The organism is Paenibacillus sp. PvR133 (assembly GCF_017833155.1).
GTDB lineage: Bacteria > Bacillota > Bacilli > Paenibacillales > Paenibacillaceae > Paenibacillus > Paenibacillus polymyxa_B.
On record NZ_JAFIBS010000001.1, the window covers coordinates 3,517,522 to 3,537,261 of the forward strand.

Genomic DNA, 19,740 nt, shown 5'->3' on the forward strand with positions numbered 1-19,740 from the left:
CCTCTCCGGGCACTCGCATAGACTAAAAGCATATCGTGTCTCGGAAAGGAGTGATCCGGATGCTAACAGGAATACGCGTCGTTGTTTTGGGTGGCGATGCGAGGCAGCTTGAGGTAATCCGCAAATGTGTGGACATGGATGCTACCGTCAGTGTGGTCGGTTTTGACAAGCTTGAAGTACCACTCAAAGGAGTGACACTAGAACCAATGTCTGTCAAGCTGCTGGAATCGTCAGACGCACTGATTTTGCCGGTGGTGGGATGCGATGAGGAAGGCAACGTAAATGCACTTTTTGGAGCACAGAAGCTCCAGTTTCTGAATGAGCATGCTGCTGCTCTTCCACCGCATTGTGTTGTATATACAGGGATGGCGCGGACGTACTTAAAAGAAATTTGTACCAGACATGAGTTAAAGCTGGTAGAGCTGCTGGAGAGAGATGATGTGGCCATATACAACTCTATACCTACGGCCGAAGGCGCACTGATGATGGCCATTCAGCATACCGATTTTACGATTCACGGTGCAGATTGTATGGTTCTAGGCATGGGACGGACTGGATTTACCATGGCAAGGGCACTACAGGGGTTGGGAGCCAGAGTGAAGGTTGGAGTACGGCGGGCAGAGGATGCAGCGAGAGCCGTGGAAATGGGTTGGAAGCCTTTTATGACAAGGGATTTAGCGCAAGAGACAAAGGGAGTTGACTTGATTTTTAATACGATACCCTCTATGATTATCACAGCGCAAATCCTGTCTAAATTGCCATTGAGCACCGTGATTATAGATCTTGCTTCCGCCCCGGGCGGATGTGATTTCCGTTATGCGGAAAAGCGTGGAATCAAGGCTATGCTTGCCCCTGGTCTTCCCGGTATTGTTGCTCCCAAAACTGCTGGTGCCATTATAGCGAATACGCTGGTGCAGTTGTTAATGGAAGATAATCCTGATCGGGGGGATGCACAATGAGTTGGCAAGGGAAAACAGTAGGTTATGCAATTACAGGCTCACATTGCACATTTGAAGAGGTAATGCCTGTTATACAGTGCTTTGTTGATGAGGGTGCGAAGGTCATTCCTATTATATCCAATACAGTACTAACAACGGATACTCGCTTTGGTACTTCGCAAAGTTGGCAAAAACAGTTGAAAGATATAACAGGGAATGATATCATTTCTACAATTGTGGAGGCTGAGCCACTGGGTCCCTCCCAAATACTCGATGTGCTGGTGATTGCACCTTTGACGGGGAATTCAATGAGTAAGTTAGCGAATGCGATGACAGACAGTCCGGTTTTGATGGCTGCCAAGGCGCAATTGCGCAACGGTCGTCCACTTCTTTTAGCCATATCTACTAATGATGGACTGGGTCTAAATGCTGCCAATATCGCCAAATTACTCGTAGCCAAAAATATCTTTTTTGTGCCGTTCGGACAGGACAATCCAGTTAAAAAGCCGAACTCGCTTGTAGCTAACATGGAGTTGATTCCCGAGGCTGCTTATGAAGCATTGCAAGGTAAACAGCTTCAGCCGATGATTGTGGAACGCAAGACCCCATGAAGTACTATAGTTAACTGCTGAGCATCCCTCGCCTAGAAGATGATTCGATATTGTATCGAGTCTAATTTCTTGTTGGCGGTGGATGCTTTCAGAATAAAAAATGGTTTTTTAGTCGAGAAGGGGAGATACACCAGATGAGCAATAGAAAGTTTAATGTAGCTGTCGTTGGAGCAACAGGCGCTGTAGGAGAACAGATCGTAAATCTGCTGGAAAAACGGGATTTTCCTGTGGACAAAATCAAATTTCTTTCTTCGCCTCGTTCTGCCGGCACGTTAATTAGCTTTAAAGGTCAGCAAATTCCAGTAGAGATTGCTACCCCCGACAGCTTTGAAGGAATCGACATTGCTTTGTTTAGTGCAGGTGGAGACGTAAGTAAGGAATTGGCGCCGCATGCTGTTCGTCATGGGGCGGTTTGCATTGACAACACCAATGCATTCCGAATGGATCCGACAGCTCCTCTTGTAGTGCCTGAGGTGAATAGCGACAAAATTGCCGAGCATCAAGGAATTATTGCGAACCCGAACTGCTCCACCATTCAGATGGTAGCTGCTTTGAAACCATTATATGATCAGTATGGCATTTCTCGTATCATAGTATCCACATACCAGGCCGTTTCCGGGGCTGGAAGCCGAGCTATTGATGAATTGAATCGTCAAAGCGCAGCGATTCTTAACGGTGATGAAGTTCAGCCTGATCTGTTGCCAGTAGGCTCGTTGCCAGTAAAGCATCAGATTGCTTTCAATGCTATCCCGCAAATCGATAAATTCCAGGACAATGGTTATACACTGGAAGAAATGAAAATGGTACGTGAAACGAAAAAAATACTGGGTGACGAATCTGTGGACGTAACAGCAACGTGTGTACGTATTCCTGTTGTATACGGTCACTCGGAATCTGTATATGTAGAACTTAAAAAAGATTATGATTTAGAAGAAATCCGCAATCTGCTGGCTTCGGCACCGGGAGTAACGCTAGTGGACGATCCTGCTGCTCAGCTTTATCCACTGGCATCCGAAGCTGCTGGAAAACCTGACGTATTTGTGGGGCGTGTACGCCGTGATTTGGGCAATAGCCGTGGATTGAATTTGTGGGTTGTATCCGATAATCTGCTCAAAGGAGCGGCATGGAACGCGGTGCAAATCGCGGAAATTATTGCTGCAAACGCGGAGTAACGTTCCGATATGGGGGAAGAATAATGGGTATTTTGGTGCAAAAATTTGGGGGAACCTCGCTGTCCACACCTGAAGCACGTCAACTTGTGCTGGCACATGTGAAGCGGGAGCTGGAACAAAATCTTCAATTGGTTGTTGTTGTGTCGGCCATGGGGAGAAAAGGAGAGCCTTATGCCACCGACACGCTGCTGGATTGGGCGGCGTCTAACGGCGACAGTCTTCCGAAGCGCGAGCGGGATTTACTGCTGTGCTGTGGTGAAATCATTTCTGCTGCTACATTATGCAGCCTGATGGAGAAGGAAGGTATTCCTGCTACGGTGCTAACTGGGGCACAGGCGGGCTTTATTACGGATGATCAATACGGCAATGCTCGTATTTTGGATATAAAGCCAGACCGTGTTGTTGAAGAGTTGAACCAAGGCAGAGTTGTCATTGTGACAGGTTTTCAGGGACAAACAGCAGACGGTGATATGACCACCTTGGGTCGGGGCGGCAGCGATACGTCAGCTACTGCTCTGGGTGCTGCTCTACATGCGGATATGGTCGATATTTATACGGATGTGAATGGTATATTAACCGCCGATCCGCGCATTGTGGAAAATGCAAAGCCACTTACACATGTTAGCTATACGGAGATTTGCAATATGGCTCATCAGGGAGCAAAGGTTATCCATCCTCGTGCTGTTGAAATCGCCATGCAGGCTAATATCCCGGTCCGTGTTCGCTCTACCTTCTCCGAAGGAGAAGGTACGTTAGTTACCCACCCGGAAGGCTTTAAAGACGTGCAGGCAGACATCGTAGACCGTTTCGTGACCGGTATTGCGTATGTCGGCAATGTCACTCAGATTAATGTTGAATTAAAGCCGGGTTTGGAGCACTTGCAATTACAAGTATTCAAATCTATGGCTGAACATGGAATCAGCGTTGACTTTATTAACGTAACTCCATCGGGGGCAGTTTATACTGTGTTCGATCATGATGGAAGCAAAGCGGTTGAAGTATTGAACGGTTTGGGTCTAGAACCTAAGATACTGGCCGGGTGTGCTAAAGTTTCTGTCATAGGCGGTGGTATCAACGGGGTACCGGGCATTATGGCGACGATTGTGGAGGCATTGGCAGAATCAGACGTACAGATCCTTCAATCCGCAGATTCCAACACGACGATCTGGGTACTTGTTAAAAAAGAAGATATGGTGCAGGCTGTACGCGCATTGCATAATAAATTTGAACTCCATCAATAGGTGCATTGTCCGTGCTCGGACTTGCAAAAAGGAGGCAGCATGGTGAACTTCGGCAGATTGATTACCGCAATGGTGACACCTTTTGATCAGCAAGGAGAGATTGACTGGACTGCATTGTCCTCGTTGATTGATTACTTAATAGAAGAACAGCACTCAGAGTCACTTGTTGTATCTGGAACAACAGGGGAGTCTCCTACCCTGAGCGATGATGAAAAAATCAAGTTGTTTGCATTTGTTGTAGAAAAAGCAGCTGGAAGATGTAAAATTATTGCCGGGACTGGAAGCAACAATACGCGTCACTCTATTCATCTAACCCGTGCCGCGGAGCAGGCAGGAGCAGATGGTGTTCTACTCGTAGTACCATATTATAATAAACCGAATCAGGAAGGGATGTATCAGCATTTCGAAAGTATTGCAAACTCCACATCCCTTCCAGCTATACTGTATAATGTTCCAAGCCGTACTGGAGCGAGTCTAACAGCTGAAACAACGCTGCGTCTTGCACAAATTCCGAACATTGTGGGAACCAAAGAATGTGCATCACTTGCGCAGGTCACACAGATTGCAGCGGCAGCGCCAGAAGGCTTTCTGGTTTATTCCGGGGATGATGCTTCTGGGTTGCCTGCTATGGCTGTAGGTGCTTATGGTATTATCAGCGTAGCGAGTCATGTGGTAGGTGCTGAAATGAAGCAGATGATCGATTCACTTGTAGGAGGACACTCGCAGGAGGCAGCCAAGTTGCATCAGCAGTTGTTCCCGATTTTCAAGGGTTTGTTTGGCTGTCCTCATCCTCTGCCTAATCCGGTGGCAGTAAAATATGCATTGGAATTACGGGGGATTAAGGTAGGTTCGGTTCGGTTGCCACTCATTCCTCCAACTGAGGATGAAGCGGAATTTATTAAGAAATTATTTACCCGCTAAAGAGAAATAGGAATGTAAGCTGTTAATTAATACTAAGGAGTATCCTTGTTAAGGGCAGTCGGTAGGTACAAAACCGATAGAGTTTATTGTCTGACAAGGTTCTCCAGCGTGAAGGGCGTTCTTATAGGACGTCCTTTTTGCTGTGCTTTTAACCATGCATGTAGATAAAATGACAGATACTAATGGTTTCAGACGGCAATGGGAAACCTAGCGTAACGAACAGGATGACTTGTTTTTTCTTATTTTAATCATGTATAATGGGGTCAAGTGACTGGGTGCGGTATTTTTTTGAAAATTAAATAAACAAATCAAGGTACGACGTCCAACTACCATAGGAGGTTTAGATTCATTTGTCTAAAAAAACAAACAACGATAAATTGATGATTTTCGCTTTGGGCGGCGTCGGTGAAATCGGGAAAAATATGTATGTCGTTCAATACGGCAATGACATTGTCGTGGTGGATTCCGGTCTGAAATTCCCGGAAGAGGACATGCTGGGCATTGATATCGTTATTCCTGATATTTCCTACCTTACAGAGAACCGCGACAAAGTAAGAGGCATTGTGCTGACTCATGGTCACGAGGACCATATCGGCGGTTTGCCTTACGTGTTGAAACATTTGAATGTACCAGTATATGGTACCAAATTGACGCTGGGATTGGTGGAAAACAAGCTGAAGGAAGCGAATCTGCTTGGTGAAACCAAACGTATTTTGATCAATGCTGATTCCGAAATCAAGCTGGGTTCCACACTAAAAGCAACTTTCTTCAGAACCAACCATAGTATTCCGGATTCTGTAGGTGTATGTATTGATACTCCTGAAGGCGCTGTTGTTCATACAGGTGACTTCAAATTTGACCATACTCCGGTGAACGGACAATATGCAGATTTGCAGCGTATGGCTGAAATTGGCACACGTGGTGTACTGGCTCTTTTGTCAGACAGTACAAATGCCGAGAAACCGGGCTTTACACCTTCGGAAAAGAGCGTTGGTATTGTCCTGGAAGACATTTTCCGCAAGTCGAGACAGCGTGTGGTCGTAGCCACTTTTGCTTCTAACGTACATCGTATTCAGCAGGTAATTAATGCTGCTGAAGCTACGGGACGTAAAGTAACAGTTATTGGTCGAAGCATGGTTAATGTCGTAGGTATTGCTTCGGACTTGGGCTATTTGGAAATTCCAGATGGAATGCTGATTGAGCCTGAAGAAGTTGGCAAAATGTCAGCGGATCGTGTGGTTATTCTCTGCACAGGCAGTCAGGGTGAACCGATGTCCGCTTTGACAAGAATGGCTCGTTCCACACATCGAAAGGTTGACATTCTTCCAGGGGATTCAGTCATCATCGCAGCTACTCCGGTACCGGGTAATGAAAAATACGTTGGACGCACAATTGATGAACTGTTCCGTCTGGGTGCCAATGTATATTACAGCGCAGCTAATCCAGGTATCCACGTTTCTGGACACGGAAGCCAGGAAGAACTCAAGCTGATGCTGAATCTGATGAAACCAAAGTTCTTCTTACCAATTCATGGTGAGTTTAGAATGCAACGTCGTCACGCTCTTCTTGCTGAAGGTGTAGGTATAGAGCCTGAAAATATCTTCATCACGGATATCGGTGAAGTCATTGAAATTCAGAATGGCGGAGCACGCAGAGCTGGTAAAGTTACAGCAGGTAACGTACTGATCGATGGACTAGGCGTAGGGGATGTAGGAAATATCGTATTGCGCGACCGCAAATTGCTGTCACAGGACGGTATTTTGGTGGTGGTTGTCACGCTGAGCAAGCAAGACGGAACGATTAAATCAGGCCCAGATATCATTTCCCGCGGTTTCGTATATGTCCGTGAATCGGAAGGTCTACTGGATGAAGCAAATCGTATTGTCTCAAGTACACTGCATAAGCTCATGAGTGAAAATGTAAATGAATGGGCTTCCCTCAAGACAAATGTCAAGGATGCACTAGGTCGCTTCTTGTATGAGCAAACTCGTCGCAGACCGATGATCCTGCCAATTATAATGGAAGTGTGATTCAATTGAAATTTGTTCAAAAACCTGAATTAAAAACTTAAGTCACAGGCACACAGTCGCCTCTCTTCCCGCAGGAAATATTGGACGGTTTCCGCGGGAGGAGAGGCTTTTTTGATTTTGCGGGACAAGGAAAAGCATGGAGTCGGGTATAAAATATTCCATTTCCATCCCATACTATAGGGTGAATACGGGTCATATAGATGCGTAAAGCGAAAGGAAGATCACCCATATGGAACAATACAGCAATCTAACATCTGGCAACGAGGAAACGGAAGCGCCAGATCAACCTGAAATTGGGCAAAGACCCTCTTTACCTGCTATGGAGGCTTTGCAGCAACTGGGTCAAACCTCCATGCCTGGAGGCGAGTCCAATATTTTTTGCATGACGATTATCGGTCAGATTGAAGGGCATCTCATTTTACCGCCTCAAAACAAAACGACAAAATATGAGCACATTATTCCCCAGTTGGTAGCGGCAGAACAAAATCCTCGTATCGAAGGATTAATGATTTTGCTGAATACAGTTGGTGGTGATGTAGAGGCAGGACTGGCTATTGCTGAAATGATCGCATCGATGAGTAAACCAACGGTGACTATTGTCATAGGTGGGGGGCATAGCATCGGGGTGCCCATTGCTGTGTCTTCCACTTATTCCTACATTGCGGAGAGTGCGACGATGACCATTCATCCCATTCGTATGAACGGTCTGGTCATTGGAGTACCACAAACTTTTGAATACATGGAAAAAATGCAGGAACGTGTTGTACGCTTCGTCGTTTCTCATTCTCGTATTACAGAAGAGCAGTTTAAGGAACTGATGTTTAAAACCGGTGAGTTAAACCGCGATATTGGTACAGCGGTTGGGGGAGCGGATGCAGTGAAGTATGGATTGATGGACGCGGTTGGAGGCATCGGAGAGGCTTTACAACAGCTGAACACCATTATTGAAACGCGGCGTCAGCAAAACGGGATCGCTGGGATCCAACAGCAGGCTCCGTATGCTCCTTTTTCTCCCAGTGCCACAGGAACTCCTACAGAGACACTGTCAGGGGAGCATAGCGGGGAGCTACCTCAATGACACTATATACTGTAATGCCAATGGAAATGGTATGGCAAGGGATGTGGAAAGAGGCTGAGGAGCTTGCAGAGGTTCGGGTAGATGGTCTACTTATGCAGGTACAGCCGCTTGAAAGTCGTCGGGGGATCATTGTACGGTTGTTGGACTGTCCGCTGGAAGCCTACCTGAATCCGCGTTATGGACCAGGTCAAGTTATCGAGTGGTCGTAGAAGGTGTCGAATAGTATAGAAATAGGTCATTTACTGCTGAAAAAGAACATATGTGCGGATACCGGGTGACGTGGTATAATATTCTTCTGGGGGGTGACCTTGTATGTCCAGAAGAAGAAAAAGAAAAAAGAAAGCCGCATTTGGCGGAGTTCTAAAATTTGAAATTTACGGCATTGTGCTGATTACATTAGCGGTCATTGCGTTGTCGGGTGAAGCGGCAGTTGGTCGGTCGCTATCCAAGATGTTTGGGCTCGTACTGGGGAAATTCTATTTTGTTATCCCTCTCATTGGCATTTATTATGGTCTAATGGTGATGATTCACCGCAAGTGGCCGAACCAGTGGAACTCGCGTAAAACGGGTTTGCTCCTGTTGGTATTTGCCTTTACACTTATGAGTTCTATTTCATCTATGGAGCAGCGTTTGGGGCCGATCAACGCGCTTCAGCCGGGCGGAGTGATGACCCAGATACATATAGATATGCGTGAGCAGTTGCTGTCGCCTGACCAGCAGGGCCATACCTCAATGCTGAACAAGGATATCAGCGGGGGGTACGTAGGCGCATTGCAGCTTACTGTTCTGTTGTGGCTGTTTGGTCTCACAGGAGCTAAACTGATCATGATTGTTATGTTCGTCATTTGTTTCATGCTGATGACCCAACTGTCCTATGTGGATTTGGTACGGATTGTAAAGACCAAGCTGCTGACAGTCGGGGGAAGCGTGCGCAAAAAATGGACTGGTAAAGCTACTCCGCTTTCGGCATCTAGCAAAGGTAGTGGGAATAGAAAAATCAAGTCTGAGCCGATTCCTGCCTATGAGGAAGACATGGATGATGACTTTGACGAAATGCAGCCTCCTGCACGCAAACAACCGATTTTCTTTCAGTTGTTTGGTCTCAAAAATTCAGATAAAGCGGACAAGGAGAAGCATTCCGTCGATACGGATGAGGATGATCATGATCTTCCATATGAAGCTGAGGACGCGCAGGCCCAGTGGAGAAACGATAACCAGAGTGAAGAGCTGTCTGACGTAGTCGAACACGCTGAGGAGGAAGCTGCAACTCCGGTAAAAAGGTCGCCGATTATTAGGGATTTCTTCGAACAAGTAAAGCATGAGGAAAGAAGACCGGAAGCTGAATTTGGAGAGTCCCTGACAGGGGCAGAGCAGACAACTTCCATTATTGATGAATCCCTGGATGATGACTTTGTGGATGCCCATGCGAATACGGATATGGATGATTCGACAACGATCCAGGGGACATTAGAAGGTGCTCAGGGACAAGCTCAGACGATTGCAACTGGGGTTGCAGGCGAAGAGGCTGAAGGTACCCATACAGCTATTCCGGCTCCGCCGCCGCCTAAACCTTACAAGCTCCCATCGTTTCGTTTGCTTGCTAAACCACAAAACGTAGGCAAAGGTATGGGACAAAAGGATTACATGCAAACGGCACGCAAGCTGGAAGCAACGCTGGAAAGCTTCGGTGTGCGGGCGAAGGTGCTGGAGGTTGTCCGTGGCCCTGCCGTAACGCGTTATGAAATTCAGCCGGACATTGGAGTAAAGGTCAGCCGCATTGTGAGTCTGACGGATGACATTGCGCTTGCGCTTGCTGCCAAAGATATCCGTATGGAGGCTCCGATTCCTGGCAAATCTGCTATCGGAATTGAGGTTCCGAATAATGAAGTTTCCATTGTCACGATGCGTGAGGTAATGGAGACAACCGTTTTCCAGGAGTCAACTTCCAATTTATCCATTGCATTCGGACGTGATATTGCAGGACAGACGATTGTTGGTAATTTGGCCAAGATGCCCCATCTGCTTGTAGCTGGGGCAACAGGTTCGGGTAAATCAGTGTGTATCAATGGGATCATCACGAGTATTTTGTACAAAGCAAAGCCGGATGAGGTCAAATTTTTGATGGTCGATCCTAAAATGGTGGAGTTGAACGTGTACAACGGAATCCCGCATTTGTTGGCTCCGGTCGTGACTGATCCAAAGCGTGCCTCACTTGCATTGAAGAAAATTGTAGTTGAAATGGAAAAAAGATATGAGTTATTTTCCAAATCAGGAACCCGTAATATTGAGGGCTATAATAATCTGATGAAAGATAACCCGGATGCATTTCTGCCTTACATCGTCGTTATTGTGGACGAGTTGGCAGATTTAATGATGGTAGCTGCGGGAGATGTGGAGGATGCGATTGCACGACTTGCCCAAATGGCGCGTGCAGCAGGCATCCACCTTATCATTGCAACCCAGAGACCTTCGGTTGACGTAATTACCGGGGTGATTAAAGCCAATATTCCTTCACGTATTGCCTTCGGCGTTTCCTCGCAGGTAGACTCCCGTACCATATTGGACATGGGCGGAGCCGAGAAGCTACTCGGACGTGGTGATATGCTATTCATGCCGATGGGTGCTTCCAAACCAGTCCGCGTTCAGGGAGCGTTCATGAGCGATCAAGAAGTCGAAAATATTGTTAACTATGTACGTGAACAGGGTGAAGCGCAGTATGATGAAACGCTAGTGCCGGAGGTGGAAGAGGTATCGGCTGATGCAGATGAAATGCTGGATGAGCTGTACGATCAGGCTGTCAACATCATTTTAGAGGCTAAACAAGCTTCCGTTTCGCTCCTTCAGCGCCGTATGCGGATCGGTTATACACGTGCTGCTCGACTGATTGACTCCATGGAAGCTCGCGGAGTCATCGGCCCTTACGAGGGCAGCAAGCCCCGTGAGGTCCTTATCTCAATGGAGCAATATCAGCAAAATAAAGTTAGTTCCTAAGCATTATCTCTATCCAGCACTACATTAAAACGCTGTTTGTTCGCATGGTGGTTGTTCTATTATGGCAACTCTAAGTGAACAAACAGCGTTTTTTTGTGATGTTTTTTTGAGGTGTGGCGACTACCTGCTGAAAGAAGATTAAAAGGGTGAATAGCTTTAAGCGGAGCTTGTCATAATAAACGTAGCCATCCTGTTAATCCCACAAAAGAAAGGTAGAGCGCAGCATATGAAAAAGACAATGGTCTGGATTTGCACGGGTATCCTCGCAGCCTCGGCTATTACGTACACAGGACTTTTTAAAAATGACTCTGCACAGCAGCAAGCAGAGCCGCTGAGCACACAGCAGAAAGTACAAGCAGCGCAACCTTCCCAGCCGACATTCAGCTCGGGAGCGGTTGATTTTGGATCTTACGGTCAGGATGTATATGAGTTGCAATCACGTTTGAAGTTGCTGGGCTTTTTTGGCGGGAAAGTGGACAGCCATTTTGGCAGCAGTACACTAAAAGCTGTCAAGGGTTTTCAAAAGGAATTTGGCATCCGTCCCGATGGAGTGGTCGGAGCAAAGACGAAATTAAAGCTGGTGAATGCTACTCCTAACTGGAAGCCAACGGAAACTCCTATGCATCGTAACAATCAAGGTTCCGCTCAGGGACAGACAGCGGACAATAACGATAAAGCGGATCAAAATGATGAAACGATGGGATCGGCCAACACCATGGGACTATCTGAAAATGATCTTAAAATTATGGCCAACGCGGTCTACGGTGAATCCCGCGGCGAGCCATTTGAAGGACAAGTTGCCGTCGCGGCTGTTATTTTGAACAGGGTTAAGTCACCCAGCTTTCCCAACTCACCATCTGGAGTGATCTTTCAGCCAGGAGCTTTCACAGCTGTAGCAGACGGCCAAATCTGGCTCACACCGAATGAGACGGCACAAAAGGCGGTACGCCAAGCACTGAACGGCTGGGACCCAAGCGGAGGATGTCTTTATTATTTTAACCCAAAAACAGCCACCTCCAAATGGATTTGGTCCCGTCCGCAGGTGAAAACCATTGGGGAGCATATTTTCTGCATGTAAAACGCCGAAGCAGCCGGGAGCTTGTCTCCGGTTGCTTCTTGGCTTTTGCATGGTTAGAATAAAGATTGGTACACTTTACCTCTTTACAGGAGGATGATTTACAGCAGCTAATGCTAATCAAAGGCTAGACGCAAATTGACGTCACAAAGGAGTTTTGGACTTGAACAAAACAGGTTTCGAGCGTGGCACACGCAGACAACTGAGGATTCATGTACTGCCGACCAAGCGCTTTAAGACGTTTGCCATATCGTTGTATGTAGGTACTCCGCTACGTGAGGAAACCGTAACCCGAGTGGGGCTGGTACCTTTCGTTCTGCGACGGGGTACAGAATCGTATCCGCAGACTACACAATTCAGAGAACAGTTAGAACAATTGTATGGCGCGGGTTTCGGATTCGATGTATACAAACGTGGAGATTATCAGATCGTGCAATTTCGCATGGATACGATTAATGACAGCTTTGTAAACAGTCCGGATAGTTTGCTGGATCGTTCGTTTGCTTTTCTCGGAGAAGTGCTGACGAAGCCTGCATTGGAAAATGGTGCATTTCAAACGGGATACGTCCAGCAGGAACGAGAAAATGTGCGTAAAAAGCTGGAATCTATAGTTAACGATAAAATACGTTATGCTGGTGAGCGCTGTATGGAGGAAATGTGCAAAGATGAGCCTTATCGTCTGCACCCTCTGGGTCAACGATCTGATCTGGACAGCATAGATGCACAGAGTTTGTATCAGGCTTATGGAGAATGGCTGAATCATGCCAGCATGGATTTATACGTTGTGGGAGATACGACGCTGGAAGAAGTTGAGAAGTTTGTTGATCGCTATTTTCAATTGAACCGTTCAGCGGAAACAGGGTATGTTCCTGAACAGCCCAAATCGGTAGAGCGTGAGGTTCAAACCGTTGTAGAGCGTCTTGATGTGAACCAGGGCAAGCTCAACATGGGGTTGCGCACCCCTATTACGTATGGAGACGATCGCTATGCTTCTGCTCTGATGTACAATGGCATTTTGGGCGGGTATCCGCATTCAAAGTTGTTCGTTAATGTAAGGGAAAAGGAAAGTTTAGCGTATTACGCTTCATCGCGGTATGACGGGCATAAAGGGATTGGTACGATTCAATCTGGTATCGAAATTCCTAATTATGAAAAAGCCGTTACTATTATCCGCAAGCAACTGGAAGATACGCAAAATGGAGCGATTACCGAGCTGGAAATGACCCAAACACAGGCGATGATTCGCAACTTGCTGAAAGAGATGCAGGATTCCGCTTTTGAAATGATCGCCTATGATTTTAACAGACAGCTTTCCGGTAAAGAGCGGACGGTAGATGAGCTGCTGAGTCAGGTGGAGGCAGTCAAGGTGCAGGATGTTCAGGATGCCGCCCGGACGTTCCGACTGGACACTATTTATTTCTTGAGAGACCAGAAGGGGGAATAGCGGTGGAGCATATACCTTATGAGCATTTGCAGGAAACGCTGTACTATGAAGTAATGGATAACGGCTTACACGTTTATGTGTTGCCCAAACCGGGTTTTCAGAAGACGTACGCCACATTTGCGACTAAATACGGCTCGGTTGATAATCATTTCCGCGTAGAAGGTCAACAGCCCGTAAAGGTGCCGGATGGCATAGCCCATTTTTTGGAGCATAAAATGTTTGAAGAGCCTGAAGGCGATATTTTTGCTACCTTTTCCTCTAATGGGGCATCGGCGAACGCATTTACGAGCTTTGATCAAACAGTATATCTGTTTTCGGCAACCGAGCGTATTCAAGAAAATTTGACCACGCTGGTCAATTTTGTGCAGCATCCTTACTTTACAGATGAAAATGTAGAGAAGGAAAAAGGCATTATCGGCCAGGAAATCAATATGTATGAAGATAATCCCGATTGGCGGAGTTACTTTGGTCTGATCGAGGCGTTGTACAAGGTCCATCCGGTGCATATTGATATCGCAGGTACTGTTCAATCCATCAGTACGATTACAAAGGAAACGCTGTACAGTTGCTATGAAGCTTTCTACCATCCAAGCAATATGATTCTTTTTGTAGTGGGCGGAGTGGATCCAGCTGAAGTAATAGAGCTGGTACGTAACAATCAGGCTAAAAAGGACTATAAGCCGCAGGGAGAGATCGAGCGGATTTTCGACGATGAACCCACTACAGTTGCAGAACCACGTCGTGAGGTAAAGCTGGCCGTTTCTCTGCCAAAGCTACTGTTTGGATTCAAGGAGGCTGAAGTAGGCCTAACGGGTGAAGAATTGCTCCGTCATGATCTGGAAACCAAGCTGATGCTAGATCTCCTGTTTGGCTCCAGTACACAACTGTATCAAAAGCTCTACGATGAGGATCTGATTTCGGACAGTTTTGGTCATGAGTACAATAGTACGCAGCAATATGCATTCTCTGCAATCGGTGGGGATACCAAAGACCCGGATCGGCTGTTGGCGAGAATACGTGAAGAGGTGGAGTCCATTCAGAAGCAGGGCTTTGCAGCAGAACATTTTGAACGGGCGCGCAAAAAGAAAATCGGTGGTTATCTGCGTACACTCAATTCACCAGAAAATATTGCGCATGAATTTACAAGACATCGCTTCCGGGGCAGCGATTTTTTCCAACTGCTTCCGATTTATGAAAGTATCACGCTTGAGGATGTAAATCGCCGTCTGAAAGACCATATCCAGTGGGATCAACTCGCAATATCACTAGTGGTGAGTCCGTAATGTCCAGGGAGAGGGAAACGATGACCACCGAGGGCGGAGAACTAAAAGCGATTGGCGATACAACCGTGCTGATTACAGGGGCAAGTGGCGGAATTGGTGCGGCTATTGCTGAGCGTTTTGCAGCTGTAGGGATGAATGTGGTCATTCACTACATGAAGTCCCATGAAAAAGCAAATGAAGTTGCCCGTCGTTGCATGGCTTATTCAGGCAAGGTAATGACCGTGTCAGCGGATCTGCGGAGCAAGGAGCAGATTGAACGCATGCGTGAAAAGCTGGATAATCACGGGATGAAGCCGGATATTCTTGTGAACAACGCCGGATTATCTCATTATGGGCTGTTGACAGATGTTTCGGAAGAGGAATGGGACGAAGTGATGGCTGTCAATGTTAAGGGAACCTTTCTGTGCACGCAGGTTTTTATGCCGCATATGATATCCCAACGCTATGGCCGCATTGTGAATGTTTCATCCGTGTGGGGGATATGTGGCGCTTCGTGCGAGGTGTTGTATTCCACCACCAAGGGAGGCATTAACGCTTTTACTAAAGCGTTGGCTCAAGAGGTAGCACCTTCCGGGGTGACAGTGAATGCTGTAGCTCCAGGTGCAGTGGATACGTCGATGCTGGATCATTTGGATGAAGGCGAAATTACCAGTTTGGAAGAAGAAATTCCTGCTGGACGATTGGCTCGACCTGATGAAATATCGTCCCTAGTTTATTTTCTTGCGCTTCCTGAGTCAGGTTATATTAATGGCCAGGTCATAAGTCCTAACGGAGGATGGGTGACTTAAGGGAAATAGCGCTTGGAGGAATCCACCAGTATAGTAAGCGTCTGAGAAGAGCATATTACAACTGTTGATTTTAAATCTGAATCATCTAAGGAGGATTTAAGTATGTCAACAGTTGTTCAGAATTTTGATGTTTGGAAAAAGTTCCTCGGTCAGCGTGTAGAGCAAGCGGAGAAGCTGGGAATCAGCCAAGATACCATTTCTGAGCTTGCTTATGAAATTGGTGATTTTCTGGATGAGAAGGTCGATCCAGCTAACCACTCCAACCGCGCACTGAAAGAACTGTGGGGAGTTGCCGATGAGGACGAGCGTCACACCATCGCCCGGCTAATGGTTAAATTGGCCAAGAGCAACGCATAAGTAGGAACCAACATGAAAAGCTCCCTTTTGGGGGCTTTTCTGTAATGGTTACAGAGCTGTTCTTGTAATTCCATTGTAATTTATATATCATAAACGTGATTGAGGCTTACAACACAATGCAGCCTATCAAATTTCAATAATTGGTTTTGTCGAAAGATGTTATTTTATGATACAATAATGCTTTGATTTGGAGTTGTTGACGGTTTGAATGTGAATGAGGTGCTAACGTGACGGAAGAAACGAAACAGTGGTACATGGAGTACAAGATACATAAAAATCGACCCGGACTGCTGGGAGACATTGCTTCCATGCTTGGTATTCTGGGGGTTAATATACTGACGATCAACGGTGTTGAAGGCGAAAGACGGGGGATGTTGCTTGAAACGGACGATGACGAGAAGATACGCATTCTCGGAGACACGTTAAAAAAAGCGAGCAACATTACAGTCACGGCCTTACGTGCTCCGAGACTGGTTGATATATTGGCAGTAAGACACGGCCGTTACATCGATCGGGATTCGGATGATCGTAAAACATTTCGCTTTACACGCGATGAGCTTGGGTTGCTGGTCGATTTTTTGGGTGAAGTATTAAAGAGGGACGGCAATCAGGTGATCGGTCTTCGCGGGATGCCGCGTGTGGGCAAAACGGAATCCATTATTGCCAGTAGTGTATGCGCAATGAAGCGTTGGACTTTTGTGTCTTCAACGTTACTACGACAGACGGTGCGCAGTCAGCTCTCTGAAGAAGAAATGAACCCAAACAATGTGTTTATTATTGATGGTATTGTGAGTACAATTCGGTCAAATGAAAGACATTATCATCTGCTTCAGGAAATCATGAGTATGCCAAGTACTAAAGTGATTGAGCATCCTGATGTATTTGTACGTGAATCAGGATACAGCTTTGACGATTTCAATATCATTATTGAGCTTCGCAATAATCCGGCTGAGGAAATTATTTATGATACCTTTACAGCCAGTTATACAGAAGATCTTTAAATAAGCGTAATTACACAAGGAGATGATGACATGTCAGAACTGGGTCAGCAATTAAAGGAGGCCCGGCTGCAAAAAGGATTGAGCCTTGACGATGTTCAGGAAATGACGAAGATACGCAAACGTTATCTGGAAGCCATTGAGACGGGCGATTACAAAGTGCTGCCGGGAAGCTTTTATGTCAGAGCTTTTATTAAAACATACGCTGAAACGGTCGGGTTGAACCCCGATGAGATTCTGGAAGGGCATCAAAGCAATGTGCCTGAACCTGAGCCGGAAGCAGTCATGGAGCCTGTTACACAGAAACGCTCCAGCCGTCCCGCCACGATTGGTAATCTTAAATGGTTGCCTACAGCGTTAATGTGGCTTTTTCTAGTTCTCATTGTTGGGGTTATTTATGCTTATTGGGTGAGCAACAACCATTCAACTCCAAAAACAGCAGAAAACACAACGCCGATTACAACACCAAGTACAACACCAAGTACAACACCAAGTACAACACCAAGCACGTCTACTCCTGATACCACTACGACACAGCCGAACAATGGTCAAACGACGGCTCCAAATGGTGCTGGTGGGCAGACTCCTGATGCGGGGCAAACCGGCCAAACTCAGCCAGGTGGTACGGGGAGTACGGGTGCTACTACTCCAGATACTGGACAGCAGCCGGATACGACTACGCCACAACAAGGTGTAACTGTGGCACAGGACGGCAAGCAAGGCAAGACGACGATTTTTAAAGTTTCCAGTTCAACGGGAGCCGCGGTCAAGGTTGATATTAAAGCGACGGGCGAAAGCTGGCTTGAAGTGTACAAGGGAGAAAATTCCCGTGGAGAAAAGCTGAGTTATGGTATGACTAAAAGTGGAGATGCCATGTCATTCGATATTGGTCCAGAAGGTTTATATATCAAATCAGGACGGTCTTCTGCCACAGATATTTCCGTAGCAGGTCAACCGATAACAGATAATAAATCGACTACTCGTGTACTGATCCAGCAAGGAGAAGCTTCTTCGACCGGAACGAGTGCAGGGGTGACGGGTTCACCTGCAGATTCTACGACAGGTAGCAGTACGGATTCAGCACAAAGTAGTACAGATTCTACAACTACTGATGGTGAATAAACGCCTTGGTGCGAGGAAATACTAATGACTGTAATTCCTGGAAAGGCAGTCATTTCATTTTCCGCAAAGTGAGGTGTATACGTTATGACCGTCAGCTGGATTGTGACTGGGCTCGGTATAATTGTCAGTTTACTGGGCTATTATCTGACACCGAATGCATGGGGCTATGGCATACTGGGCTTTGGTCTTGCTCACATTGTGCTTGGACTTTTGGATATGTTCCGAACTCCAACACGAAGCCATAATTAGATATTTTGACCGTAAATGAAATAAAGGCGTTTTTGTCAGGAAAACTGGCAAGAACGCCTTTTTAGTCAACGGATTATTGGATTTTTGTAAATGACTAGCCTATAATTAGATATTGAACTTTGTTGTGGAAAGGAAAGTGAAACGATGGCTTCAGAAAATTCATTTGATATCGTCTCCAAAATGGATATGCAGGAGTTAACAAATGCGGTTCATCAGACGGAGCGTGAAATTGAAACTCGATTTGATTTCAAGGGTAGCAAAAGTAGCCTTAAGCTTGAGAAAGAAGCTCTTACGATTGCATCGGAAGACGAATACAAGCTGAATGCGGTGATTGATATTTTGCAATCTAAAATGGCCAAACGAGGTCTGTCCCTTAAAAATGTGGAGTATGGCAAATTGGAACCCGCCTCTTTAGGTTCAGTGCGTCAGCGTCTTTCGCTTAAGCAGGGAATTGATCAGGATAATGCCAAGAAAATTAACATTCTTATTCGGGACTCCAAGCTAAAAGTTAAAAGTCAGATTCAAGGTGATCAAATCCGAGTGACCGGAAAAAACAGGGATGATTTACAGGCGATCATTCAATTGCTGCGTAAAGCTGATTTGCCATTGGAGCTTCAATTTACAAACATGAAATAAAGCCGTTTTCCCTCATACATTTTGTAGGAAAAAACGTTGCTTGATGTGCGGCAGGTTATTTTGACATGCGTTTTGCGCCATATTATACTTGTAACGAAAATGCAGACAATTTAGGTGTATAGCGCTCGTTGATAGCGATTTACATAGGATTGAATTTAATCCGAAAACTGCCATTTGTAATCAAGTACGATAATCAGGGGAGAGTGTGTTGTGAATTTACCCAACAGAATTACAATAACGCGGATTTGCCTTATTCCGGTGATGATGCTGGCTTTGCTGGTGGACTTTGATTTTTATCCGCCGCCGATTGAGATCGGAGCTTTCAAGCTGCCGTATAATCAGCTGATTGCGGCTATCATTTTCCTTGTAGCAGCCAGCACGGATGGTCTTGACGGATATTTGGCACGTAAAAATAATATGGTCACCAATTTGGGCAAGCTGTTGGACCCCCTTGCTGATAAGCTTTTGGTAACCGCCATTTTGGTTTCCTTGGTAGAAATGGGGAAAATTGATTCGTGGATTGTCGTTGTGATTGTTAGCCGTGAGTTTGCGGTTACGGGTCTGCGTCAGATTGCCTTACTGGATGGTTCTGTGGTTGCTGCAAGCAATTGGGGCAAATTGAAGACGATCATCCAGATCGTTGCTATTGTAGCGTTGCTCATTAATAATTTCCCGTTTGTTTTTCTTGGTATCCCGTTTGATTTAATAGCGATATGGGCAGCGGTGTTGATCACCATTTATTCGGGTATTGATTATTTTGTGAAAAATATCCACTTGCTGAGCTCCTCCAAAGTTTAACAGGATAA

Annotated in this window: 19 protein-coding genes; all 19 read left to right on the plus strand. The window is 46.1% G+C overall.

Going from position 1 to position 19,740, the window contains the following annotated elements:
* Nucleotides 1-59: 59 nt before the first annotated feature.
* The 19 genes from dpsA (at nt 60) to pgsA (ending at nt 19,732) form a co-directional block, all read left to right on the plus strand.
* Complete coding sequence (dpsA, locus tag JOE49_RS15640) at nt 60-959, plus strand: dipicolinate synthase subunit DpsA (RefSeq protein ID WP_028542709.1); 900 nt, start codon at nt 60-62, stop codon at nt 957-959.
* The gene (locus JOE49_RS15645) at nt 956-1,549 is read left to right on the plus strand and encodes a dipicolinate synthase subunit B (RefSeq protein WP_209941793.1); all 594 of its coding nucleotides are present in this window, start codon (nt 956-958) and stop codon (nt 1,547-1,549) included. Before dpsA ends, JOE49_RS15645 begins: the two co-directional genes overlap by 4 nt.
* Nucleotides 1,550-1,683: 134 nt before the next feature.
* A complete protein-coding gene (locus JOE49_RS15650; protein WP_013309939.1) occupies nt 1,684-2,721 on the plus strand; it encodes an aspartate-semialdehyde dehydrogenase in 1,038 nt (345 codons plus the stop codon).
* Nucleotides 2,722-2,744: 23 nt separating this feature from the next.
* Nucleotides 2,745-3,962: an aspartate kinase gene (dapG, locus tag JOE49_RS15655; protein WP_013309940.1), complete on the plus strand. Its 1,218-nt coding sequence runs from the start codon at nt 2,745-2,747 to the stop codon at nt 3,960-3,962.
* A 39-nt stretch (nt 3,963-4,001) separates the two neighbouring features.
* Nucleotides 4,002-4,883, plus strand: coding sequence for a 4-hydroxy-tetrahydrodipicolinate synthase (dapA, locus tag JOE49_RS15660; protein WP_069080939.1), 882 nt, complete (start codon nt 4,002-4,004; stop codon nt 4,881-4,883).
* A gap of 350 nt (nt 4,884-5,233) precedes the next feature.
* A complete protein-coding gene (locus tag JOE49_RS15665; RefSeq protein ID WP_013309942.1) occupies nt 5,234-6,913 on the plus strand; it encodes a ribonuclease J in 1,680 nt (559 codons plus the stop codon).
* A 229-nt stretch (nt 6,914-7,142) separates the two neighbouring features.
* Complete coding sequence (locus tag JOE49_RS15670) at nt 7,143-7,991, plus strand: ClpP family protease (protein ID WP_209941795.1); 849 nt, start codon at nt 7,143-7,145, stop codon at nt 7,989-7,991.
* Nucleotides 7,988-8,200: a YlzJ-like family protein gene (locus JOE49_RS15675; RefSeq protein ID WP_023988229.1), complete on the plus strand. Its 213-nt coding sequence runs from the start codon at nt 7,988-7,990 to the stop codon at nt 8,198-8,200. Before JOE49_RS15670 ends, JOE49_RS15675 begins: the two co-directional genes overlap by 4 nt.
* 103 nt (nt 8,201-8,303) lie before the next feature.
* Nucleotides 8,304-10,982: an FtsK/SpoIIIE family DNA translocase gene (locus JOE49_RS15680; RefSeq protein WP_023988230.1), complete on the plus strand. Its 2,679-nt coding sequence runs from the start codon at nt 8,304-8,306 to the stop codon at nt 10,980-10,982.
* Nucleotides 10,983-11,208: 226 nt separating this feature from the next.
* Nucleotides 11,209-12,060: a spore cortex-lytic enzyme gene (sleB, locus tag JOE49_RS15685; protein WP_023988231.1), complete on the plus strand. Its 852-nt coding sequence runs from the start codon at nt 11,209-11,211 to the stop codon at nt 12,058-12,060.
* A 160-nt stretch (nt 12,061-12,220) separates the two neighbouring features.
* Nucleotides 12,221-13,501: an EF-P 5-aminopentanol modification-associated protein YfmF gene (gene yfmF / locus JOE49_RS15690; protein WP_209941797.1), complete on the plus strand. Its 1,281-nt coding sequence runs from the start codon at nt 12,221-12,223 to the stop codon at nt 13,499-13,501.
* A gap of 2 nt (nt 13,502-13,503) precedes the next feature.
* Entirely contained in the window at nt 13,504-14,784 is a 1,281-nt protein-coding gene (gene yfmH, locus JOE49_RS15695) for an EF-P 5-aminopentanol modification-associated protein YfmH (protein WP_023988233.1), read from the plus strand.
* A gap of 20 nt (nt 14,785-14,804) precedes the next feature.
* Complete coding sequence (ymfI, locus tag JOE49_RS15700) at nt 14,805-15,572, plus strand: elongation factor P 5-aminopentanone reductase (protein ID WP_023988234.1); 768 nt, start codon at nt 14,805-14,807, stop codon at nt 15,570-15,572.
* Nucleotides 15,573-15,674: 102 nt separating this feature from the next.
* Complete coding sequence (locus JOE49_RS15705) at nt 15,675-15,929, plus strand: DUF3243 domain-containing protein (protein ID WP_013309950.1); 255 nt, start codon at nt 15,675-15,677, stop codon at nt 15,927-15,929.
* Nucleotides 15,930-16,156: 227 nt separating this feature from the next.
* Entirely contained in the window at nt 16,157-16,930 is a 774-nt protein-coding gene (locus tag JOE49_RS15710; RefSeq protein WP_013370747.1) for a DUF3388 domain-containing protein, read from the plus strand.
* 30 nt (nt 16,931-16,960) lie between these two features.
* On the plus strand, nt 16,961-18,049 hold the full coding sequence (locus JOE49_RS15715; protein ID WP_075154080.1) for a helix-turn-helix domain-containing protein: 1,089 nt from the start codon (nt 16,961-16,963) through the stop codon (nt 18,047-18,049).
* 84 nt (nt 18,050-18,133) lie between these two features.
* Nucleotides 18,134-18,298 carry a hypothetical protein gene (locus JOE49_RS15720; RefSeq protein ID WP_023988236.1) on the plus strand — a complete coding sequence of 55 codons (165 nt, stop codon included), beginning with the start codon at nt 18,134-18,136 and terminating at the stop codon, nt 18,296-18,298.
* 144 nt (nt 18,299-18,442) lie between these two features.
* A complete protein-coding gene (locus JOE49_RS15725) occupies nt 18,443-18,934 on the plus strand; it encodes a YajQ family cyclic di-GMP-binding protein (protein ID WP_023988237.1) in 492 nt (163 codons plus the stop codon).
* Nucleotides 18,935-19,144: 210 nt separating this feature from the next.
* Nucleotides 19,145-19,732 carry a CDP-diacylglycerol--glycerol-3-phosphate 3-phosphatidyltransferase gene (pgsA, locus tag JOE49_RS15730; protein WP_013309954.1) on the plus strand — a complete coding sequence of 196 codons (588 nt, stop codon included), beginning with the start codon at nt 19,145-19,147 and terminating at the stop codon, nt 19,730-19,732.
* The last annotated feature ends 8 nt before the right edge of the window (nt 19,733-19,740 follow it).